20 protein-coding genes, 2 tRNA genes and 1 pseudogene are annotated in these 22,471 nt (G+C 53.2%); 18 read left to right on the forward strand and 5 right to left on the reverse strand.

Going from position 1 to position 22,471, the window contains the following annotated elements:
* The first annotated feature begins 37 nt into the window (after positions 1-37).
* The 3 genes from N0B36_RS16440 (at position 38) to N0B36_RS16450 (ending at position 1,527) form a co-directional block, all read left to right on the forward strand.
* A complete protein-coding gene (locus N0B36_RS16440; protein WP_047358519.1) occupies positions 38-931 on the forward strand; it encodes a LysR family transcriptional regulator in 894 nt (297 codons plus the stop codon).
* Positions 932-1,098: 167 nt separating this feature from the next.
* A complete protein-coding gene (gene secG / locus N0B36_RS16445) occupies positions 1,099-1,431 on the forward strand; it encodes a preprotein translocase subunit SecG (protein ID WP_003025000.1) in 333 nt (110 codons plus the stop codon).
* Positions 1,432-1,440: 9 nt separating this feature from the next.
* Positions 1,441-1,527: transfer RNA gene (locus N0B36_RS16450), tRNA-Leu, on the forward strand.
* A gap of 204 nt (positions 1,528-1,731) precedes the next feature.
* Here N0B36_RS16450 and argG read toward each other — a convergent pair.
* Entirely contained in the window at positions 1,732-3,075 is a 1,344-nt protein-coding gene (gene argG, locus N0B36_RS16455; protein ID WP_216403824.1) for an argininosuccinate synthase, read from the reverse strand.
* A gap of 334 nt (positions 3,076-3,409) precedes the next feature.
* Between argG and N0B36_RS16460 the strand changes: the two genes are divergently transcribed.
* From N0B36_RS16460 to mtr, 12 genes are all read left to right on the forward strand, one after another.
* A tRNA-Met gene (locus N0B36_RS16460) sits at positions 3,410-3,486 on the forward strand.
* Between the two features lie 207 nt (positions 3,487-3,693).
* Complete coding sequence (rimP, locus tag N0B36_RS16465; protein WP_003024996.1) at positions 3,694-4,146, forward strand: ribosome maturation factor RimP; 453 nt, start codon at positions 3,694-3,696, stop codon at positions 4,144-4,146.
* A gap of 28 nt (positions 4,147-4,174) precedes the next feature.
* Positions 4,175-5,662 (forward strand): transcription termination factor NusA, encoded by a 1,488-nt coding sequence (gene nusA, locus N0B36_RS16470; protein ID WP_003024992.1) that lies wholly within the window; start codon positions 4,175-4,177, stop codon positions 5,660-5,662.
* A gap of 24 nt (positions 5,663-5,686) precedes the next feature.
* On the forward strand, positions 5,687-8,377 hold the full coding sequence (infB, locus tag N0B36_RS16475) for a translation initiation factor IF-2 (protein ID WP_016154667.1): 2,691 nt from the start codon (positions 5,687-5,689) through the stop codon (positions 8,375-8,377).
* Between the two features lie 220 nt (positions 8,378-8,597).
* Positions 8,598-9,002 carry a 30S ribosome-binding factor RbfA gene (gene rbfA / locus N0B36_RS16480; protein WP_003024988.1) on the forward strand — a complete coding sequence of 135 codons (405 nt, stop codon included), beginning with the start codon at positions 8,598-8,600 and terminating at the stop codon, positions 9,000-9,002.
* The gene (truB, locus tag N0B36_RS16485; RefSeq protein WP_047358518.1) at positions 9,002-9,946 is read left to right on the forward strand and encodes a tRNA pseudouridine(55) synthase TruB; all 945 of its coding nucleotides are present in this window, start codon (positions 9,002-9,004) and stop codon (positions 9,944-9,946) included. The genes rbfA and truB overlap by 1 nt, the downstream gene beginning before the upstream one ends.
* Positions 9,947-10,218: 272 nt before the next feature.
* Positions 10,219-10,488 carry a 30S ribosomal protein S15 gene (rpsO, locus tag N0B36_RS16490; RefSeq protein ID WP_000059465.1) on the forward strand — a complete coding sequence of 90 codons (270 nt, stop codon included), beginning with the start codon at positions 10,219-10,221 and terminating at the stop codon, positions 10,486-10,488.
* A gap of 246 nt (positions 10,489-10,734) precedes the next feature.
* The gene (gene pnp, locus N0B36_RS16495; RefSeq protein WP_008785911.1) at positions 10,735-12,867 is read left to right on the forward strand and encodes a polyribonucleotide nucleotidyltransferase; all 2,133 of its coding nucleotides are present in this window, start codon (positions 10,735-10,737) and stop codon (positions 12,865-12,867) included.
* 109 nt (positions 12,868-12,976) lie between these two features.
* The gene (nlpI, locus tag N0B36_RS16500) at positions 12,977-13,861 is read left to right on the forward strand and encodes a lipoprotein NlpI (RefSeq protein ID WP_003024982.1); all 885 of its coding nucleotides are present in this window, start codon (positions 12,977-12,979) and stop codon (positions 13,859-13,861) included.
* Between the two features lie 106 nt (positions 13,862-13,967).
* Positions 13,968-14,048: a protein YrbN gene (gene yrbN, locus N0B36_RS16505; protein ID WP_010723222.1), complete on the forward strand. Its 81-nt coding sequence runs from the start codon at positions 13,968-13,970 to the stop codon at positions 14,046-14,048.
* Positions 14,041-15,972 carry a DEAD/DEAH family ATP-dependent RNA helicase gene (locus N0B36_RS16510; RefSeq protein ID WP_047413955.1) on the forward strand — a complete coding sequence of 644 codons (1,932 nt, stop codon included), beginning with the start codon at positions 14,041-14,043 and terminating at the stop codon, positions 15,970-15,972. The genes yrbN and N0B36_RS16510 overlap by 8 nt, the downstream gene beginning before the upstream one ends.
* 153 nt (positions 15,973-16,125) lie before the next feature.
* Positions 16,126-17,370, forward strand: coding sequence for a tryptophan permease (gene mtr / locus N0B36_RS16515; RefSeq protein ID WP_016154664.1), 1,245 nt, complete (start codon positions 16,126-16,128; stop codon positions 17,368-17,370).
* 89 nt (positions 17,371-17,459) lie between these two features.
* Here the strand turns inward: mtr and N0B36_RS16520 are convergent, their stop codons facing one another.
* The 3 genes from N0B36_RS16520 to N0B36_RS16530 form a co-directional block, all read right to left on the reverse strand.
* On the reverse strand, positions 17,460-18,467 hold the full coding sequence (locus N0B36_RS16520) for an LLM class flavin-dependent oxidoreductase (RefSeq protein WP_016154663.1): 1,008 nt from the start codon (positions 18,465-18,467) through the stop codon (positions 17,460-17,462).
* Positions 18,468-18,547: 80 nt separating this feature from the next.
* On the reverse strand, positions 18,548-19,426 hold the full coding sequence (locus N0B36_RS16525; RefSeq protein ID WP_259688639.1) for a U32 family peptidase: 879 nt from the start codon (positions 19,424-19,426) through the stop codon (positions 18,548-18,550).
* Positions 19,427-19,434: 8 nt separating this feature from the next.
* Positions 19,435-20,430, reverse strand: coding sequence for a peptidase U32 family protein (locus N0B36_RS16530; RefSeq protein WP_016154661.1), 996 nt, complete (start codon positions 20,428-20,430; stop codon positions 19,435-19,437).
* A gap of 219 nt (positions 20,431-20,649) precedes the next feature.
* Between N0B36_RS16530 and N0B36_RS16535 the strand changes: the two genes are divergently transcribed.
* Positions 20,650-21,174 (forward strand): SCP2 domain-containing protein, encoded by a 525-nt coding sequence (locus N0B36_RS16535; protein WP_016154660.1) that lies wholly within the window; start codon positions 20,650-20,652, stop codon positions 21,172-21,174.
* Positions 21,168-21,671 (forward strand): GNAT family N-acetyltransferase, encoded by a 504-nt coding sequence (locus N0B36_RS16540; protein WP_047499702.1) that lies wholly within the window; start codon positions 21,168-21,170, stop codon positions 21,669-21,671. Before N0B36_RS16535 ends, N0B36_RS16540 begins: the two co-directional genes overlap by 7 nt.
* On the opposite strand, the pseudogene N0B36_RS16545 reads toward N0B36_RS16540, so the two are convergent.
* Positions 21,658-21,967: pseudogene (locus N0B36_RS16545) on the reverse strand (GIY-YIG nuclease family protein). The gene N0B36_RS16540 and the pseudogene N0B36_RS16545 sit on opposite strands and share 14 nt — an antisense overlap.
* A 43-nt stretch (positions 21,968-22,010) precedes the next feature.
* On the opposite strand from N0B36_RS16545, the gene N0B36_RS16550 reads away from it, so the two are divergent.
* The gene (locus N0B36_RS16550; RefSeq protein WP_016154657.1) at positions 22,011-22,439 is read left to right on the forward strand and encodes a YhbP family protein; all 429 of its coding nucleotides are present in this window, start codon (positions 22,011-22,013) and stop codon (positions 22,437-22,439) included.
* Positions 22,440-22,471: the final 32 nt, after the last annotated feature.

Genomic DNA, 22,471 nt, shown 5'->3' on the forward strand with positions numbered 1-22,471 from the left:
TTGGAGGATGCGGTTATGGCATGGTGGAGAGTTCAACGTGGATTGTAAGTGGCTGGAAGATTTTCTGGCATTGAGTCAGCATGGAAACTACTCTCAGGCCGCGGCGCAGCGGCATATTACTCAACCCGCACTCAGTCGGCGTATAAAGGCGCTGGAAGAGGTGTTAGGGGTGCCGTTGTTTGACCGGACCACGACCCCCGTTACGCTGACACGCTATGGTGAACGCTTTGAACCCTATGCCCGGCACGTCCTCAGTACACTAACAGAGGCGCGGCACGAGCTATCGGCGATGACGCCAGCAACGGACAATACGCTGGTGATGGTTAGCCTGCATACGCTGTCGGTGAATATCCTGCCGGATATGATCAACTATCTGCGACAGAGCGAACCGCAGTTAAATTTTACGGTTAATGCCAGTATTCAGGGGATAGACAACCACTTTAACGCCTTGATAGATCGGCAAATCGATCTTCTGGTGACCTACGATTTACCGTCTTCGCAGCCGGGGCTGGAGATTGCCGGAGGGTTAAAACGTTCACTATGGCGGTATGAGCGATTTATACCGGTTATTTCTGCGCAGTTGGCTAATGCGCTTAACGATCCGCATGCGCCGATCCCATGGCTATGCTATAGCGACTACACCTTTGTCAGACGCATTATTGAGCCAGCTGAACAACGCGTCCGCCCACGTCTGAAAAAAGTGTTTGAGAGTGGTTTAAGCGAAACGATACGAGAAATGGTGCTGCGGCATATGGGAATGGCATGGTTACCCGAATCGATGGTGGCGGAAGAGTTGGTGAACCAGCAAATTATTCACTGCTGGCCAGAAAACGCTGACCTGATTTGTGAAATCCCCGTTGTGGTATGGGCGAATCTTGACGATCAACGCGCCGTCATGCAGAGATGCTGGGAGAAGTTGCTGCGTTTTTGATTGATGTGGCGATTTTTTCCGCAGTTGATACAATGCCAACAAATTGCCCTTGCGAAGGTTATTCGCTTTGGTTAGTATTCACACCCGCTTCAGTGGGAAACAGTAAACATTCCCGCTTTAATGGTCGAAGCATTGTACGCGGCAACTCCGCAAGGAACAGGTTGATTATGCACGAAGCTCTTTTAGTAGTTTTCCTTATTGTGGCAATTGGCCTGGTAGGCTTGATCATGCTGCAGCAAGGCAAAGGCGCTGATATGGGAGCCTCTTTTGGCGCAGGCGCTTCTGGTACTCTGTTTGGTTCAAGTGGTTCTGGTAACTTCATGACCCGCATGACAGCTGTATTAGGAACCTTGTTCTTCATCATCAGTCTGGTGCTGGGTAACATGAACAGCAATAAGACCAATAAAGGAAGTGAGTGGGAAAATCTGAGTGCACCGGCGAAAACCGAGCAAACTCAGCCAGCTGCTCCGGCTCAGCCGACCAGCGATATCCCACGCTAAGTATTCTGTACCGAGGTGGTGGAATTGGTAGACACGCTACCTTGAGGTGGTAGTGCCCTAACGGGCTTGTGGGTTCGAGTCCCATCCTCGGTACCAAATTCCAAAAAAAAGACGCTGCAAAGCGTCTTTTTTTTCGTCTGTCATTTGTGGTAGTTCTGTAGGTCGGATAAGACATTTAGGACGCCATCCGACTATTACAATACCTGATGGTGCCAGGCTTATCAGGCCTCAGGGTAACAGAACATCCCTATTTTCTGCGCATAAAAAAGGCCGCTTTCGCGGCCTGAAGATGATGAATATTTACTTCACCTTGTTTTCCAGATTCTCAACCTGCGGCAGGCCGGTTGTGGAAGAGGCGGTCAGCAGACCAGACTGCGCATAACCGAACAGCTTCTCGCGGGTATCAGTGATATCCAGATTACGCATGGTCAACTGACCGATACGATCATCCGGAGAGAATACCGAGTCGCCTTTTTCCATCGTCAGACGTTCTGGTTTGTAAGTCAGATTGTCAGACACGGTGTTGAGGATTGAGTAATCATTACCGCGACGCAGTTCCAGCGTCACTTCACCCGTAATCTGGCTGGCAACCCAACGCTGTAGACCGTCACGCAGCATCAGCGCCTGAGAGTCAAACCAGCGGCCCTGATACAACAGACGACCAAGCTGGCGACCGTGCGCGTGATACTGCTCGATGGTGTCTTCGTTGTGAATCCCGGTCAGCAGACGCTCATAGGCGATGTGCAGCAATGCCATCCCCGGAGCTTCGTAGATGCCCCGGCTTTTTGCTTCAATGATACGGTTTTCAATCTGATCGCTCATACCCAGACCGTGACGGCCGCCGATGCGGTTGGCTTCCAGCATCATCTCAACGTCGTCGCTGAAGGTTTTACCGTTCAGCGCTACCGGATGACCCTGCTCAAAACGCACGGTGACTTCTTCTGCCGGGATCTTCACGCTCTCATCCCAGAATTTCACGCCCATAATCGGGTTGACGATTTTGACGCTGGAGTTCAGAAACTCAAGGTCTTTTGCTTCGTGGGTCGCCCCGAGCATATTGGAGTCCGTGGAGTACGCTTTCTCAACGGACATCTTGTAGTCGAAACCACAGGCAATCATAAATTCGGACATCTCATGGCGACCACCGAGTTCATCGATAAAATCGGTATCCAGCCATGGTTTGTAAATCTGCAGTTCGGCGTTGGTCAGCAGACCGTAACGATAGAAGCGTTCAATATCGTTACCTTTATAGGTGCTACCGTCACCCCAGATATTAACGCCATCTTCTTTCATGGCCGCAACCAGCATAGTGCCGGTGACAGCACGGCCCAGCGGAGTGGTATTGAAATAGGTCAGTCCGCCGGTGGTGTTGTGGAATGCACCGCACTGAATCGCTGCGATCCCTTCGGCAACCAGTTGCTTACGGCAATCTACCAGGCGAGCATTCTCAGCACCATATTCCATTGCACGGCGAGGAATGGCGTCATAGTCATCCTCATCCGGCTGGCCCAAATTCGCAGTATATGCATATGGGACAGCCCCTTTTTGTCGCATCCACAGCAGTGCTGCACTGGTGTCCAGGCCGCCGGAAAAAGCGATACCAATACGTTGACCTACCGGGAGATGCTTGAGAATCGTCGTCATAAAATAAAACCCTGCTTGATAGACTGGTGAAGAGGTCGGCTTATTATACTAATTGCATTTTTATGCAAAATAAGTGAGTTTTCATTTAATCATCTTTTCTGGATGACAGGAAGAGTTTAGTGATAATTTCGTTAAATAACGGCGCGGGTGACACATTTATCTGGTCGAATATTCGCTGGGCAGCATTCATTGATTTGCATAGTCGTAACAAGGTTGACATACCGCATAGTGAATCAATATACTGTGCACAGATTTTACGTCCCGTCCTCGGTACCAAATCCCAGCAGTATTTGCATTTTTTACCCAAAACGAGTAAAATTTGCCACGTTTCAGGCGCGGGGTGGAGCAGCCTGGTAGCTCGTCGGGCTCATAACCCGAAGGTCGTCGGTTCAAATCCGGCCCCCGCAACCACTTTCCCTTAGAGTTCTTTTTCAAATATACTGTGAAGACTTAGGCCTTCGTAGCTGGATTTGAAAAAAATTCTTTCGGAAGGTTTTCCGAACCGCAGGTGCGGTTATAGGGTTCAGTTATATAAAGCCCCGATTTATCGGGGTTTTTTGTTATCTGACTACAGAATAACTGGGCTTTAGGCCCTTTTTTTATGTCTTGGGGGTGGGCTTGTCCACATTAGAGCAAAAATTAACAGAGATGATTACAGCGCCAGTTGAAGCCCTGGGCTACGAGTTGGTCGGCATCGAATTTATTCGTGGTCGCACATCCACACTGCGCATCTATATTGATAGTGAAGATGGCATCAATGTTGATGATTGTGCTGATGTGAGCCATCAGGTAAGCGCCGTGATGGATGTCGAAGACCCAATCACCGTTGCCTACAACCTGGAAGTCTCCTCTCCGGGTCTCGACCGTCCTCTGTTCACAGCTGAACACTACGTGCGTTTCCTGGGTGAAGAAGTGACGCTGGTTCTTCGTATGGCGGTACAAAACCGTCGTAAATGGCAGGGCGTTATCAAAGCGGTGGATGGTGAGATGATCACGGTCACAGTCGAAGGTAAAGATGAAGTGTTCGCGCTGAGTAATATCCAGAAGGCGAACCTGGTTCCCCACTTTTAACAGTCTGGATTGAGGTGAAAAGCCCGCGATGAACAAAGAAATTTTGGCTGTTGTTGAAGCCGTATCCAACGAAAAAGCGCTGCCACGCGAGAAAATTTTTGAAGCGCTGGAAAGTGCGCTGGCTACAGCAACAAAGAAAAAATATGAGCAAGAGATCGACGTTCGCGTAGAAATCGATCGTAAAAGCGGTGATTTCGATACCTTCCGTCGTTGGGTAATCGTAGAAGAAGTTACTCAGCCCACCAAAGAAATTACGCTGGAAGCGGCACGCTTCGAAGACGAAAGCCTGAACGTGGGCGAATATGTTGAAGATCAGATTGAATCTGTCACCTTTGACCGTATCACCACCCAGACCGCGAAACAGGTTATCGTACAGAAAGTACGTGAAGCCGAACGCGCAATGGTTGTCGATCAATTCCGCGAACACGAAGGCGAAATCGTCACCGGTGTGGTGAAGAAAGTTAACCGCGACAACATTTCTCTGGATCTGGGCAGCAATGCTGAAGCCGTGATCCTGCGTGAAGACATGCTGCCGCGTGAAAACTTCCGCCCAGGTGACCGTATCCGTGGCGTTCTTTACTCTGTACGCCCGGAAGCGCGCGGTGCGCAGCTGTTCGTAACCCGTTCCAAACCGGAAATGCTGATAGAGCTGTTCCGCATTGAAGTGCCGGAAATTGGCGAAGAAGTGATCGAAATTAAAGCGGCTGCTCGCGATCCGGGTTCACGTGCGAAAATCGCCGTTAAGACCAACGACAAGCGTATTGATCCGGTCGGCGCCTGTGTGGGTATGCGCGGTGCGCGCGTTCAGGCGGTTTCTACCGAACTGGGCGGCGAGCGTATCGATATCGTCCTGTGGGATGATAACCCGGCGCAGTTCGTGATTAACGCAATGGCGCCAGCAGACGTCGCTTCTATCGTGGTGGATGAAGACAAACACACCATGGATATCGCGGTTGAAGCCGGTAACCTGGCTCAGGCGATTGGACGTAATGGTCAGAACGTCCGCCTGGCTTCACAACTGAGCGGTTGGGAACTCAACGTGATGACCGTTGATGACCTGCAGGCGAAGCATCAGGCTGAAGCACATGCAGCCATTGATACCTTCACCAAATATCTCGATATCGATGAAGATTTCGCGACAGTTCTGGTGGAAGAAGGTTTTGCGACGCTGGAAGAACTGGCCTACGTGCCAATGAAAGAGCTGTTGGAAATTGACGGCCTGGATGAACAGACCGTTGAAGCGCTGCGCGAGCGTGCTAAAAACGCACTGACCACTCTGGCACTGGCCCAGGAAGAAAGTCTCGGTGATAACAAACCGGCTGACGATCTGCTGAATCTGGAAGGATTGGATCGTGAGATGGCTTTCAAACTGGCTGCCCGTGGTGTTTGTACGCTGGAAGATCTCGCTGAACAGGGCATTGATGATCTGGCTGATATCGAAGGGTTGACCGACGAAAAAGCCGGTGAGCTGATTATGGCTGCCCGTAATATTTGCTGGTTCGGCGACGAAGCGTAATAAACTGTAGCAGGAAGGAACAGTATGACAGATGTAACCGTAAAAACGCTGGCTGCAGAGATACAGACCTCCGTGGATCGCCTGGTACAGCAATTTGCTGATGCAGGTATCCCGAAGTCTGCTGACGACTCTGTGTCCGCACAAGAGAAACAAACCTTACTGGCGCATCTGAACCGTGAAAACGGCTCAGCGCCCGATAAGTTGACATTGCAGCGTAAAACGCGCAGTACTCTCAATATTCCAGGTACCGGTGGAAAAAGCAAATCGGTACAAATCGAAGTCCGCAAGACACGCACCTTTGTGAAACGCGATCCGCAAGAGGCTGAACGCCTTGCCGCGGAAGAGCAGGCGCAGCGTGAAGCGGAAGAGCAAGCCCGTCGTGAGGCAGAAGAAGCTGCCAAACGCGAGGCGCAACAAAAAGCCGAACGTGAGGCCGCAGAACAAGCTAAGCGTGAAGCCGCTGATAAAGCGAAACGTGAAGCTGCGGAAAAAGACAAAGTGAGCAATCAACAGACCGACGATATGACTAAAACCGCCCAGGCCGAAAAAGCCCGCCGTGAAAATGAAGCCGCAGAACTGAAGCGTAAAGCGGAAGAAGAAGCACGTCGCAAGCTTGAAGAAGAAGCGCGCCGCGTAGCGGAAGAAGCTCGCCGTATGGCGGAAGAAAACGAGAAGAATGGTGTGAATAACGCTGAACCTGTTGAAGATACCAGCGATTATCACGTCACTACCTCTCAGCATGCTCGCCAGGCAGAAGACGAGAACGATCGTGAAGTAGAAGGCGGTCGTGGTCGTACTCGCAGCACGAAAGCAGCGCGTCCGGCGAAGAAAGGTAACAAACACGCTGAATCTAAAGCTGACCGTGAAGAAGCGCGTGCAGCGGTTCGCGGCGGTAAAGGCGGTAAGCAGCGTAAAGGCTCTGCTCTGCAGCAGGGCTTCCAGAAGCCGGCTCAGGCCGTTAACCGTGACGTTGTGATCGGCGAAACCATCACCGTTGGCGATCTGGCAAACAAGATGGCAGTCAAAGGTTCTCAGGTCATCAAAGCGATGATGAAGCTGGGCGCAATGGCGACCATTAACCAGGTCATCGACCAGGAAACCGCACAGCTGGTTGCCGAAGAGATGGGCCACAAAGTTATCCTGCGTCGTGAAAACGAGCTGGAAGAAGCAGTAATGAGCGACCGTGACACCGGCGCTGCGGCAGAACCGCGCGCACCGGTAGTGACCATCATGGGTCACGTTGACCACGGTAAAACCTCTCTGCTGGACTACATTCGCTCCACGAAAGTTGCCTCTGGCGAAGCGGGCGGCATTACTCAGCACATCGGTGCGTACCATGTTGAAACTGACAACGGTATGATCACCTTCCTGGATACCCCGGGTCACGCCGCGTTTACCTCCATGCGTGCTCGTGGTGCTCAGGCGACGGATATCGTTGTTCTGGTTGTTGCAGCAGATGACGGCGTGATGCCGCAGACTATCGAAGCTATCCAGCACGCGAAAGCGGCAGGTGTGCCGGTAGTGGTTGCAGTCAACAAAATCGATAAACCAGAAGCGGATCCAGATCGCGTTAAAAACGAACTGTCCCAGTACGGCATCATGCCGGAAGATTGGGGCGGCGAGAGCCAGTTCGTTCACGTTTCTGCGAAAGCGGGTACCGGTATCGACGAACTGCTGGATGCTATCCTGCTGCAGGCCGAAGTACTGGAACTGAAAGCTGTGCGTAAAGGTATGGCGAGCGGTGCGGTTATCGAATCCTTCCTGGATAAAGGTCGTGGTCCGGTTGCTACCGTGCTGGTACGTGAAGGTACGCTGAACAAAGGCGACATCGTACTGTGTGGTTTCGAATACGGCCGCGTTCGTGCGATGCGTAACGAACTGGGTCAGGAAGTACTGGAAGCGGGTCCATCCATTCCGGTGGAAATCCTGGGTCTGTCCGGTGTTCCGGCTGCGGGTGACGAAGTTACCGTTGTTCGTGACGAGAAGAAAGCCCGTGAAGTTGCACTGTACCGTCAGGGCAAATTCCGTGAAGTTAAACTGGCTCGTCAGCAGAAATCTAAACTGGAGAACATGTTCGCCAACATGACCGAAGGCGAAGTTCACGAAGTGAACATCGTTCTGAAGGCCGATGTTCAGGGTTCTGTAGAAGCGATTTCCGACTCTTTACTGAAACTGTCTACCGACGAAGTAAAAGTGAAGATTATCGGTTCTGGCGTAGGTGGTATCACCGAAACCGACGCGACCCTGGCTGCGGCATCCAACGCGATTCTGGTTGGCTTCAACGTCCGTGCTGATGCCTCTGCACGTAAAGTTATCGAATCAGAAAGCCTGGATCTGCGTTACTACTCCGTCATCTATCATCTGATCGACGAAGTGAAAGCAGCGATGAGCGGCATGCTGTCTCCGGAACTGAAACAGCAGATCATTGGTCTGGCTGAAGTTCGTGATGTGTTCAAATCACCGAAATTCGGCGCTATCGCAGGCTGTATGGTTACCGAAGGCACGATTAAACGTCACAACCCAATCCGCGTACTGCGCGACAACGTGGTTATCTATGAAGGCGAGCTGGAATCCCTGCGCCGCTTCAAAGATGACGTCAACGAAGTCCGTAACGGCATGGAATGTGGTATCGGCGTTAAGAACTACAACGACGTTCGCGTTGGCGATATGATCGAAGTGTTCGAGATTATCGAGATCAAACGTACCATCGCATAATCTTCGTCGTCTTTTGGGCCGCAACTGCGTTGGCTGCGCTCGATCACCCCGGTCACATAGTTATCTATACTTCCGGGGATTTACGAGTTTGCCGCCTTGCTGCAACCCAAAATCCTTAGAAGATGATTAAGTGTAGGCTGGGGAAGCGAAGCGCCACCCGGCAAGAAATTTAAAAAGGGGCTTATGGCCCCTTTTTTGTCTTTATTCTGGAGAATTTATTATGGCGAAAGAATTTGGTCGCCCACAGCGTGTCGCGCAGGAGATGCAGAAAGAAATCGCACTCATCCTGCAACGCGAAATCAAAGACCCGCGTGTTGGTATGATGACCACCGTATCGGGTGTTGAGATGTCCCGAGACCTGGCATACGCTAAAGTGTTCGTGACTTTCCTCAACGATCAGGACGAAGCTGCCGTGAAAAACGGCATTAAGGCACTGCAGGAAGCCTCTGGTTTTATCCGCTCTCTGCTGGGTAAAGCAATGCGTCTGCGTATCGTGCCTGAGCTGACCTTCTTCTACGACAATTCGTTAGTTGAAGGGATGCGCATGTCCAACCTGGTGACCAGCGTGGTGAAACATGACGATGAGCGTCGTGTGAACCCAGCGGACGACAGCAAGGAGGACTGATGAGTCGTCCTCGTCGTCGTGGTCGCGACATTCACGGTGTTCTGCTGCTGGATAAGCCGCAGGGCATGTCCAGCAATGACGTACTGCAAAAAGTAAAGCGCATCTACAATGCCAACCGCGCGGGACATACCGGCGCGCTGGATCCGCTGGCAACAGGCATGCTGCCTATCTGCCTCGGTGAAGCGACTAAGTTTTCCCAGTATTTGCTGGATTCTGACAAACGCTATCGTGTGGTTGCCCGTCTGGGCCAGCGTACCGACACCTCCGATGCCGATGGGCAAATCGTGCAGGAGCGTCCGGTAACCTTCAGCGCAGAGCAGCTTGCCAGCGCGCTGGAGACTTTCCGCGGCGATATCGAGCAGATTCCGTCAATGTATTCGGCGCTGAAGTACCAGGGTAAAAAGCTGTACGAATATGCGCGTCAGGGCATTGAAGTGCCGCGTGAAGCGCGCCCGATTACCGTCTATGAGCTGCTGTTTATTCGCCACGAAGGTAACGAGCTGGAGCTGGAAGTTCACTGCTCCAAAGGCACTTATATTCGCACCATCGTTGACGATCTCGGTGAGAAGCTGGGCTGCGGCGCGCACGTAACGTATCTGCGTCGTCTGACGGTCAGCAAGTATCCGGTGGATCGTATGGTTACGCTGGAACATCTGCATGAGCTGGTTGAACAGGCCGAACAGCAGAACATTCCGGCGGCGCAGCTGCTTGATCCTTTGCTGATGCCAATGGACAGTCCTGCATCGGACTACCCTGTTGTTAATTTGCCTTTAACATCGTCGGTTTACTTTAAAAATGGTAACCCGGTACGGACGTCAGGTGCGCCGCTGGAAGGGCTGGTGCGCGTGACGGAAGGCGATGATGGCAAGTTTATCGGCATGGGGGAGATGGACGATGAAGGTCGTGTCGCCCCTCGTCGCCTGGTGGTTGAGTATCCTGCATAGCGCTCTCTGTCTTGCGATAAAAGGGCGCTGCGAGTAGAATACTGCCGCTTAACGTCGCGTAAATTGTTTAACAATCTGCGTGGCGTGTACACAAAATCATTCGAGCTGCATCAAGGCGGCAGGTCTGAGGATCCTCAGGAGCTTACTCAGGTAAGTGACCGAGGTGAGCGGACACAGCCAGCGCAGGGTCAGTTTGAAGAAGGCGTGTATACACTGGGATAGCTGAATTAGAGATCGGCATCCTTTCATTCTTAACACTTTGGAGTTTTAAAATGTCTCTAAGTACTGAAGCTACCGCTAAAATCGTTTCTGAGTTTGGTCGTGATGCAAACGACACCGGTTCTACCGATGTTCAGGTTGCTCTGTTGACTGCACAGATTAACCACCTGCAGGGCCACTTTGCAGAGCACAAAAAAGATCACCACAGCCGTCGTGGTCTGCTGCGCATGGTTTCTCAGCGTCGTAAACTGCTCGACTACCTGAAACGTAAAGATGTTGCACGTTACACCGCGCTGATCGAGCGTCTGGGTCTGCGTCGCTAATTCTTTCGAGTTTCAGAAAGAGGGGGCCTTCATGGCCCCTTTTTTCCAGCAGATGGCAGCAATTCGCTGGAAACTAATGTATTGTTGCTATGAATGATCTTCCGTTGCAGAGGTTCGCGCGGCTAATGAGAGGCTTTACTCATGCTTATGGGTTAGGGTTGTCATTAGTCGCGAGGATGCGCAGAAGATCGGGTATTAACGATGGCGCAAAAATGTGCCGTCAAAAAATAGAGAAAGGATATTAATTTGCTTAATCCGATCGTTCGTAAATTCCAGTACGGTCAGCATACCGTTACGCTGGAAACCGGCATGATGGCGCGTCAGGCGACTGCCGCTGTTATGGTTAGCATGGATGACACTGCGGTATTCGTTACCGTTGTTGGCCAGAAAAAAGCGAAACCAGGCCAGGACTTTTTCCCACTGACCGTTAACTATCAGGAGCGTACCTACGCTGCTGGCCGTATCCCGGGTAGCTTCTTCCGTCGTGAAGGCCGTCCGAGTGAAGGCGAAACTCTGATCGCGCGTCTGATTGACCGCCCGGTTCGCCCGCTGTTCCCGGAAGGCTTCGTTAACGAAGTTCAGGTCATCGCGACCGTTGTTTCCGTTAACCCGCAGGTTAACCCGGATATCGTGGCAATGATTGGTGCATCTGCTGCGCTGACTCTGTCTGGCATCCCATTCAACGGCCCGATCGGTGCTGCACGTGTTGGTTACATCAATGACCAGTACGTACTGAACCCGACTCAGGACGAACTGAAAGAAAGCAAGCTGGACCTGGTTGTTGCTGGTACTGAAGCTGCCGTACTGATGGTTGAATCCGAAGCTGAACTGCTGAGCGAAGACCAGATGCTGGGCGCTGTAGTATTCGGCCACGAACAGCAGCAGGTTGTTATTCAGGCTATCAACGAGCTGGCGAAAGAAGCTGGCAAACCGCGTTGGGACTGGCAGCCAGAAGCCGTCAACGAAGCGCTGAACGCACGCGTTGCCGCACTGGCAGAAGCTCGTCTGAGCGATGCTTACCGTATCACCGACAAACAAGAGCGTTACGCTCAGGTTGACGTGATCAAATCTGAAACCATCGCAACTCTGGTGGCTGAAGACGAAACCCTGGACGCTAACGAACTGGGTGAAATCCTGCACGCTATCGAGAAAAATGTTGTTCGCAGCCGCGTACTGGCAGGCGAGCCGCGCATCGATGGCCGTGAAAAAGATATGATCCGTGGTCTGGACGTGCGTACTGGCGTTCTGCCGCGTACCCACGGTTCCGCACTGTTCACCCGTGGTGAAACTCAGGCGCTGGTTACTGCGACCCTGGGCACCACTCGTGATGCGCAGAACCTTGACGAGCTGATGGGCGAGCGTACTGACAACTTCCTGTTCCACTACAACTTCCCTCCGTACTGCGTAGGTGAAACCGGTATGGTCGGTTCTCCGAAGCGTCGTGAGATTGGTCACGGTCGTCTGGCGAAGCGTGGCGTACTGGCAGTGATGCCGGAACTGGATAAATTCCCGTACACCGTACGTGTGGTTTCTGAAATCACCGAATCTAACGGTTCTTCTTCCATGGCTTCCGTATGTGGTGCTTCTCTGGCGCTGATGGACGCAGGCGTGCCGATCAAAGCTGCCGTTGCGGGTATCGCGATGGGTCTGGTGAAAGAAGGCGACAACTTTGTTGTTCTGTCTGACATCCTGGGCGACGAAGACCACCTGGGCGATATGGACTTCAAAGTGGCGGGTTCCCGCGACGGTATCTCTGCACTGCAGATGGATATCAAAATTGAAGGTATCACCAAAGAGATCATGCAGGTTGCTCTGAACCAGGCTAAAGGTGCGCGTCTGCACATCCTGGGTGTGATGGAACAAGCGATCAACGCACCGCGTGGTGACATATCTCAGTTCGCTCCGCGTATCCACACCATCAAGATCAGCCCGGACAAGATCAAAGACGTTATCGGTAAAGGCGGTTCTGTTATCCGTGCTCTGACCGAAGAAACCGGCACCACCATTGAAATTGAAGATGATGGTACTGTGAAGATTGCTGCGACCGACGGCGAGAAAGCGAAATATGCTATCCGTCGTATCGAAGAGATCACCGCAGAGATCGAAGTAGGCCGTATCTACAATGGTAAAGTGACCCGTATCGTTGACTTTGGCGCATTCGTTGCCATTGGTGGCGGTAAAGAAGGTCTGGTACACATCTCTCAGATCGCTGACAAACGCGTTGAGAAAGTGACCGATTACCTGCAGATGGGCCAGGAAGTACCGGTCAAAGTTCTGGAAGTTGATCGCCAGGGCCGTGTACGTTTGAGCATTAAAGAAGCAACTGAGCAGTCTCAGCCTGCAGGCGAACCGGAAGCTCCGGCAAGCCAGGGCGAGTAAGGTTGCCATTGCCCTCCGTGAAAGCGGAGGGCTTTTAACCCGGCAGGACGCCTTGTTAGCAACCGGGGAACCTGGACGTTCATTCAATCGTTGTCTTCGGGAGTGGGAAATGAAGCCTTTTTTGCGCTGGTGTTTCGTTGCGACAGCACTCACGCTGGCTGGATGCAGTAATTCCGCCTGGCGTAAGAGTGAAGTCCTCGCAGTACCATTGCAACCGACTTTGCAGCAGGAAGTGATTCTGGCACGTATGGAACAAATTCTTGCCAGTCGGGCTTTAACCGATGACGAACGCGCACAGCTTTTATATGAGCGCGGAGTGTTGTATGATAGTCTCGGTCTGAGGGCACTGGCGCGAAATGATTTTTCACAAGCGCTGGCAATCCGACCAGATATGCCTGAAGTATTCAATTACTTAGGTATATATTTAACGCAGGCAGGCAATTTTGATGCTGCCTATGAAGCGTTTGATTCTGTACTTGAGCTTGATCCAACTTACAACTACGCGCACTTAAATCGCGGTATCGCATTGTATTACGGCGGTCGCGACAAGTTAGCGCAAGATGATCTGCTAGCGTTTTATCAAGACGATCCCAATGATCCTTTCCGTAGTCTGTGGCTTTATCTCGCCGAGCAGAAGCTCGATGAGAAGCAGGCTAAAGAAGCGTTAAAGCAACGCTTTGAGAAATCGGATAAAGAGCAATGGGGATGGAACATTGTCGAGTTCTACCTGGGCAACATTAGCGAAGCAACGCTGATGGAACGCCTAAAGGCGGACGCAACGGATAACACCTCGCTCGCTGAGCATCTCAGTGAAACCAACTTCTATTTAGGTAAGTACTACCTAAGTCTGGGGGATTTGGACAACGCTACGGCATTGTTCAAACTGGCGGTGGCTAACAACGTTCATAACTTTGTTGAGCACCGATACGCATTGTTGGAATTATCGCTCCTGGGCCAGGACCAAGATGACCTGGCAGAATCGGACCAGCAATAGCTGACGTACACATCAGCCCGTAATCTTTTTTGATTGCCATCACCTTCACGGGTGAGGGCGTTGTTGTTCGTTAATACACCTACTTTGAGCCGGTTCACACTTTTCAATGAAAATTGCAGATCAATTTCATGATGAGTTATGTAGACTGGCCGCCATTAATTTTGAGGCACACGTACTACATGGCTGAATTCGAAACCACTTTTGCAGATCTGGGCCTGAAGGCTCCTATCCTTGAAGCCCTTACCGATCTGGGTTACGAAAAACCATCTCCAATCCAGGCAGAGTGCATTCCGCATCTGCTGGGCGGCCGCGATGTTCTGGGTATGGCCCAGACGGGTAGCGGCAAAACTGCAGCGTTCTCTTTACCGCTGCTCAACAATCTTGATCCTGAGCTGAAGGCACCTCAGATTCTGGTGCTGGCACCGACCCGCGAACTGGCGGTTCAGGTTGCAGAAGCCATGACGGATTTTTCTAAACACATGCGCGGCGTGAACGTGGTTGCCCTGTACGGCGGCCAGCGTTATGACGTGCAATTACGTGCCCTGCGTCAGGGACCACAGATCGTTGTCGGTACGCCGGGCCGTCTGCTGGATCACCTGAAGCGCGGTACTCTGGACCTCTCCAAACTGAGCGGTCTGGTACTGGACGAAGCTGATGAAATGCTGCGTATGGGCTTCATCGAAGACGTTGAAACCATCATGGCGCAGATCCCGGAAGGTCATCAGACCGCTCTGTTCTCCGCGACTATGCCGGAAGCGATTCGTCGTATTACCCGCCGCTTTATGAAAGAGCCGCAGGAAGTACGCATTCAGTCCAGCGTAACTACCCGTCCTGACATCAGCCAGAGCTACTGGACCGTCTGGGGCATGCGTAAAAATGAAGCGCTGGTGCGTTTCCTGGAAGCAGAAGACTTTGATGCGGCGATTATCTTCGTTCGTACCAAAAATGCGACCCTGGAAGTGGCAGAAGCGCTGGAGCGTAGCGGTTATAGCAGCGCTGCACTGAACGGCGACATGAACCAGTCCCTGCGTGAGCAGACTCTGGAGCGTCTGAAAGATGGCCGTCTGGATATTCTGATTGCTACCGACGTTGCGGCACGTGGCCTGGACGTTGAGCGTATCAGCCTGGTTGTTAACTACGACATCCCGATGGATTCCGAATCTTACGTTCACCGTATCGGCCGTACTGGTCGTGCGGGTCGTGCGGGTCGCGCGCTGCTGTTCGTTGAGAACCGTGAGCGTCGTCTGCTGCGTAACATCGAACGCACCATGAAGCTGACTATTCCGGAAGTAGAACTGCCGAACGCAGACCTGCTGGGCAAACGCCGTCTGGAAAAATTCGCCGCTAAAGTACAGCAGCAGCTGGAAAGCAGCGATCTGGATCAGTACCGTGCTCTGCTGGCGAAAATGCAGCCGGAAGAAGAACTGGATATCGAAACGCTGGCAGCCGCACTGCTGAAAATGGCTCAGGGCGAACGCCCGCTGATCCTGCCGCCAGATGCGCCGATGCGTCCGAAACGCGAATTCCGCGACCGTGACGATCGTGGTCCGCGTGACCGCAACGATCGTGGCCCGCGTGGTGACCGTAATGAGCGTGGTGGTGAAGACCGTCCGCGTCGTGAACGTCGTGACGTTGGCGATATGCAGCTGTACCGCATTGAAGTGGGCCGTGATGACGGTGTTGAAGTCCGTCATATCGTTGGTGCGATTGCTAACGAAGGCGATATCAGCAGCCGTTACATCGGTAACATCAAGCTGTTTGCTTCCCACTCAACCATCGAGCTGCCGAAAGGTATGCCGGGCGACGTGCTGCAGCACTTTACCCGTACTCGCATCCTGAACAAGCCGATGAACATGCAGCTGGTTGGCGATGCAGTTCCGCACACCGGTGGTGAGCGTCGTGGCGGTGGCCGTTTCAGCGGTGAGCGTCGTGAAGGCGGTCGTGGCGAAGGTCGTGGTTTCAGCGGTGAGCGTCGTGAAGGCGGTCGTAGCGAAGGTCGTCGTTTCAGCGGCGAACGTCGTGAAGGCAACCGCGGTCCGCGTCGTGACGATTCTTCTGCTCCGCGTCGTGATGATTCCGCTGGTCGTCGTCGTTTCGGTGGTGATGCGTAATCCATGCGAAATTACGGTTTAATACCGTAAAGTAAAATATACAGCCCCGATCTCAACAATCGGGGCTTTTTTTATTTCATTTGTACTCGTGTACTGGTACAGTGCAGCACATTGAAATGTAGTCACAATATAAATGACTGGAGAGATGGCTAAATGGCAACACTAACCACCACCCAAACGTCACCTTCGCTGCTTGGCGGCGTGGTGATCATCGGCGGCACCATTATTGGCGCGGGGATGTTTTCTCTGCCAGTGGTCATGTCCGGGGCGTGGTTCTTCTGGTCAATGGCGGCGCTGATCTTCACCTGGTTTTGCATGCTGCACTCCGGGCTGATGATCCTTGAAGCTAACCTCAATTACCGCATTGGTTCCAGCTTTGACACCATCACGAAAGATCTGCTGGGCAAAGGCTGGAACGTTGTGAACGGCATCTCGATTGCTTTCGTTCTCTATATCCTTACCTATGCGTATATCTCGGCGAGTGGTTCGATCCTGCATCACACCTTTTCGGAGATGTCGCTGAACGTTCCGGCGCGTGCGGCGGGTCTTGGTTTTGCGCTGCTGGTGGCGTTCGTGGTGTGGTTAAGCACCAAAGCGGTTAGCCGCATGACGGCGATTGTGCTGGGCGCGAAGGTGATTACTTTTTTCCTGACCTTCGGCAGTCTGCTGGGGCATGTTACGCCTACTACGCTGTTTAACGTGGCGCAGAGCAACGCTTCGTATACGCCGTACCTGCTGATGACGTTACCGTTCTGCCTGGCCTCATTCGGCTATCACGGCAACGTCCCGAGCCTGATGAAGTACTACGGCAAAGATCCGAAGACCATCGTTAAGTGCCTGGTGTACGGCACGCTGCTGGCGCTGGTGCTGTATACCGTATGGTTGCTGGGGACGATGGGTAACATCCCGCGTCCGGAATTTATCGGTATTGCGCAGCAGGGCGGTAACATTGATGTGCTGGTACAGGCGCTGAGCGGCGTGCTGAACAGCCGCAGTCTGGATCTGCTGCTGGTGGTGTTCTCCAACTTTGCGGTGGCGAGTTCATTCCTCGGGGTCACGCTCGGTCTGTTTGACTATTTGGCGGATCTGTTTGGCTTTGATGACTCGGCAATGGGACGTTTTAAAACGGCATTGCTGACGTTTGTCCCGCCGATTGTCGGTGGCCTGTTGTGGCCGAACGGTTTCCTGTACGCCATTGGCTATGCAGGGCTTGCCGCGACCATCTGGGCCGCCATTGTTCCGGCGCTGCTGGCCCGTAAATCCCGCGAGCGTTTCGGCAGCCCGAAATTCCGTGTCTGGGGCGGCAAGCCGATGATTGCGCTGATCCTGGTATTCGGTATTGGCAACGCGGTTATCCATATTCTGTCGAGCGTGAATTTGTTGCCTGTGTACCAGTAACCTTTTAGTGCCGGATGGCGGTTGCGCCTTATCCGGCCTATACGGTCTCGTAAGCCCGGTAAGCGAAGCGCCACCGGGCAAAACAACGATTACCCCACCAACTCTTCTTTCACCTGCATCGCCAGGTCAAACGAATGTAGCCGTGCCTGATGATCAAAAATCTGGCCGTTAACCATAATTTCATCGGCCTGGGTTTCACGCAAAATGGCGTCGAGACCGTGTCGCACTTTCGCCTTATCACCAACCAGCGACATGCTCAGAGCCTGTTGTACGCCGTACTGCTCAGAAGCGGACCACAGCTGATGCATATTCTCTACCGGTGGCGGTAGCTGGCCGGTTTCGCCACGACGCAGTTTCACAAACGCCTGCTGCATTGAGGTGAAAAGAAATTCGGCATCGCGGTTGCTGTCGGCGGCAATGATGTTGATGCACACCATCGCATACGGCTTTGCCAGCCGCGCTGAGGGCTTGAACTGGGTGCGATACAGATGCAGCGCCTGATGCAACATATCCGGAGCAAAGTGCGAGGCGAAGGCAAATGGCAGGCCGAGCTGGGCTGCCAGCTGTGCGCTGTACAGGCTGGAGCCTAATAACCAGACCGGGATCTGCTCGCCGTAGCCGGGAACCGGGCGTACATGGGGATTAGGATCGCGGGCGTCGAACCAGTCCACCAGTTCAGCTACGTCGCGCGGGAAGTTATCGATATCACCACTCATATGGCGGCGCAACGCGCGCATGGTCGGTTGGTCGCTACCCGGCGCGCGGCCAAGCCCGAGATCGATTCGTCCCGGATACAGCGTATTCAGGGTACCGAACTGCTCGGCGATCACCAGCGGCGAATGGTTGGGCAGCATAACGCCGCCAGAACCAAGATGCAGCGTGGTGGTATTGGCAGCCAGATAGCCAATCAGCACAGAGGTCGCCGCGCTGGCGATGCCGGTCATGTTGTGATGTTCTGCCAGCCAGTAGCGGTGGTAGCCGCGCTTTTCGGCCAGTCGAGCGAGATCAAGCGAGTGTGTGAAGGCCTCTTTTGCCGAAGATCCTTCAGGGATCGGCGCCAGATCCAGCACCGAGAACGGAATAGTTTTGTCAGTCATAACGGCTCACTTTGTTACCGGTTAATCTTTTAATACTGCATTAAAGATTAGCGAATGTTGTTAACAAAGTGAGCTATTAATCACGGCTGTAGTTCAAGACCTGCCAGTCGCTTCCAGTAGCCGTTGCAGTCGCTGTGGGCAGCAAGCGGTAATGGGGCAGTGCCATTTTCATTGGCGCGGAAGGCATCGAGCATGGCGAACGTGTCGCTGCCTGCAGGGGACAGACGTACAATATCAACCAGACCCTGCATCGATGTCAGCTCGTTGCCGAGGTTGTAAACATAGCCGCTCATAGTCTGGATGCCGTTGAGGACAAAGACCTGCTGATTCTCCTGCGACAGCACATCGCGCCCATTCGGGTATTTGATGCAGCAGGTTTCACACTCGTCTTTTGGACGGTCTTCAGAGCGTGCGGTAAAGCAGCGGGCAGAGTACGCCAGCGGCAGATGCCCGTAGCTCAGTACCTCTACTTCAAACTGATTGCGAATACCCAGCTCTTCACACTGGTTAAGCAGATTGACCAGCCAGTCACGGGACAGTTCTACCGGCATACACCAGCGCACCATGCCCTGCCTGAGCAGCAAACGCAGGGTTACCGCGTTGTAGCAGTTGAGTGCATGCCCGGCGACAAACGGCAGCTTACGCTCGGCGCACATGTTTACCACGCCGAGATCGCTGGCTTCCAGCAGGAAGTCGCCGTTTTCGACATAGCGCTTCAGTTCTCCCAGCTCAGAGGAGGCCTGCACCAGCGCCAGCGTTGACAGCACCACCTGTTTACCGCTGCCAGCGAGTGATTTCGCCATATCGATCCAGTCGCCCACTTTGGTGGCGCGGCGTTTACTGCACACCGCTTCGCCAAGATAGATAACGTCGGCCTGGCTGGTGGCGGCCTGCTGATAAAAATCTTCCAGCGTTTCTTTCGGCCAGTACCATAGCACCGGCCCTAAGGAATATTTCATTGCTTCTCTCACTGCCATTTACGGTGATACGCGCCAAGCGTGGTCTGCGTGCCTTCGGACATTGAACCGAGCGTTTCCATCCACGCGGCCTGTGGGGCGTAGTTTTGCGGGTCGGCCATACAGCGGTCGATCGCCTGGCGCCACACTTTCGCCACCTGGCTGACGTAGGCCGGGCTACGCTGACGCCCTTCGATTTTCACCGAGGCAATATTGGCCGCCAGCAGTTCAGGCAGCAGCTCCAGCGTATTCAGGCTGGTGGGTTCTTCCAGCGCATGATAGCGCTCGCCATCAACCAGATAGCGGCCTTTACACAGCGTCGGATAACCGGCGTTTTCTCCGTCCTGATAACGGTCGATCAGCACTTCATTAAGACGGGATTCCAGCCCTTGTTGGGTCTGCTGCCAGCGAACAAAACGGGCAGGAGAGCAGGCGCCAACCGTATTAGGAGACTCGCCCGTCAGATAGGATGAAAGATAGCAGCGGCCTTCCGCCATAATGCACAGACTGCCAAAGGCGAACACTTCCAGGGGAACTGGCGTGACGCGAGCGAGCTGCTTCACCTGGTGAATAGACAGTACGCGCGGCAGTACCACGCGGGCGACATCAAAGTTGCGATGATAGAAATTAATCGCCTCTTCATTGGTTGCAGATGCCTGAACAGAGACATGACGCTCAATATGCGGGTAGCGCTCTGCGGCATACTCAAGCATGGCGAGGTCGGCGAGGATCAGCGCATCCGCACCCAGTTGCGCCGCCATATCTACGGCACGTTGCCAGCGCGCGTAACCATCCGGATGCGCAAAGGTGTTAATCGCGATGTGCAGCTTACGGCGGTGCTGATGGACAAAACTCACCGCTTCCTGCAATTTTTTCTCGGTAAAATTAAGGCCGGCGAAATGACGGGCGTTGGTATCATCTTTCAGCCCGATGTAGACCGCATCAGCGCCGTTCTCGATGGCCGCCTTAAGCGCCGGGAGGTTTCCGGCAGGGCAGAGCAGCTCCATAATTTATCCTGAACGTTGCGCCGTAAAGGGCGCAGAAATGTTAACGAAGAGGGATTTTAGTTAACCTTGCTGAGACAATTTTTGATTTGAGGCAGTTAAAGTCGTATTGGTGATACCAATAAGAGGTAACAATTTCGTAGCGAATTGTTGATTTATGCCGCTATGTCGTTTATTTGATATGGCAAAATAGCAGGATAATTGAAACAGGGAGTAAAGCTCGTGTTGGATAAACTGCGTTCACGCTTAGTACATTTTGGTCCTTCTCTGATGAGTGTACCGGTTAAACTGACGCCCTTTGCGCTGAAGCGCCAGGTTCTGGAGCAGGTCCTGAGCTGGCAGTTTAGTCAGGCGCTGGCCGATGGGGAGCTGGAGTTTCTCGACGGTCGCTGGCTGAGCATTCATGTGCGTGACATTGGCCTTAAATGGTATACCTCTGTTGAGAACGATAAACTTATCGTCAGCCAGAATGCAGAGGCGGATGTGAGTTTTAGCGCGGATGCCAGCGATCTCCTGATGATCGCGGCGCGTAAGCAGGATCCGGATACGCTGTTCTTCCAGCGTCGCCTGGTGATTGAAGGTGATACAGAATTAGGGCTGTATGTAAAAAATCTGATGGACGCCATCGAACTGGATCAGATGCCTAAAGCGTTGCGCGTCATGCTGATGCAGTTGGCGGATTTTGTTGAGGCGGGAATGAAAACGTCGCCAGAAACCAAACAGACTTCGGTAGGTGAGCCATGCTGATTCGAGTTGAAATTCCCATTGATGCCCCAGGTATTGATGCATTGCTGCGTCGTTCATTTGAGAGCGATGCGGAAGCGAAATTAGTGCACGACCTGCGTGAAGACGGTTTCATAACGCTGGGTCTGGTTGCTACCGATGACGAAGGTCAGGTAGTGGGTTACGTCGCGTTCAGCCCTGTCGATGTCCAGGGCGAAGACCTGCAATGGGTCGGCATGGCGCCGCTCGCGGTGGATGAAAAATACCGTGGACAGGGCCTGGCGCGTCAGCTGGTCTATGAAGGACTCGATTCCCTGAACGAGTTTGGTTACGCCGCGGTGGTTACGCTGGGCGATCCGGCGCTGTACAGCCGCTTTGGTTTTGAGCTGGCTGCCCATCATGACCTGCGTTGCCGCTGGCCGGGTACCGAAAGCGCGTTCCAGGTTCATCGCCTGGCGGACGATGCGCTGGAGGGTGTGACGGGCCTTGTGGAATACCACGACTACTTCAATCGTTTTTAAGCGCCGGGGGTTTGCAGGCTGCTCAGTAGTGCCTCAAGCCCTTCGCCTTCAACAAGGCGCTCTTTCTGCCGCTTTGTAAGCTGTTTGACGCGATATTCTAAGCGCAGGGCCAGCGAACGGTCGCCGACCTGAGCCGCAAATGCCAACGTGAGTTCTCCCTTTCCGCGCAGCGCCTTCGCGCCTTTCCCACTTTGATGCTGCTTATAGCGGCGCTGCACATCGGTGGTTATTCCGGTGTATAAGGCGTTGTCCGCAGTACGGATCAGGTACAGATACCAGGGTGTCATTGTCACCATCGACGTGATAATTTTCAGGCCTACAGTATAAAAGAGAACAGAAATGGAAACACTGACTGCGGTGACCCGCTGGCTGGCAAAGCAGCACGTCGTGACCTGGTGTGTACATCATGACGGTGAATTATGGTGCGCCAATGCGTTTTACCTGTTTGATGCGCAGAAGATGGTGTTCTATGTGCTGACCGAAGAAAAAACGCGGCATGCGCAGATGTCCGGGCCGCGCGCGGCGATTGCCGGCACGGTAAATGGTCAGCCCAAAACGGTCGCCCTGATTCGTGGCGTACAGTTTAAAGGGGAAATCCGGCGTCTTGAAGGGCAGGAGAGTGAAGCCGCGCGTAACGCCTACAACCGCCGTTTCCCGGTCGCCAGAATGCTGCCTGCGCCCGTATGGGAGATTCGACTGGATGAAGTCAAATTCACGGACAACACGCTGGGCTTTGGTAAAAAAATGCACTGGCAACGTGATCTATAGTTAATAGAGTGATTAAAGAGTCAGGGGAAGAT

This window comes from Citrobacter sp. XY323 (assembly GCF_025106035.1).
Classification (GTDB): Bacteria; Pseudomonadota; Gammaproteobacteria; order Enterobacterales; family Enterobacteriaceae; genus Citrobacter; species Citrobacter braakii.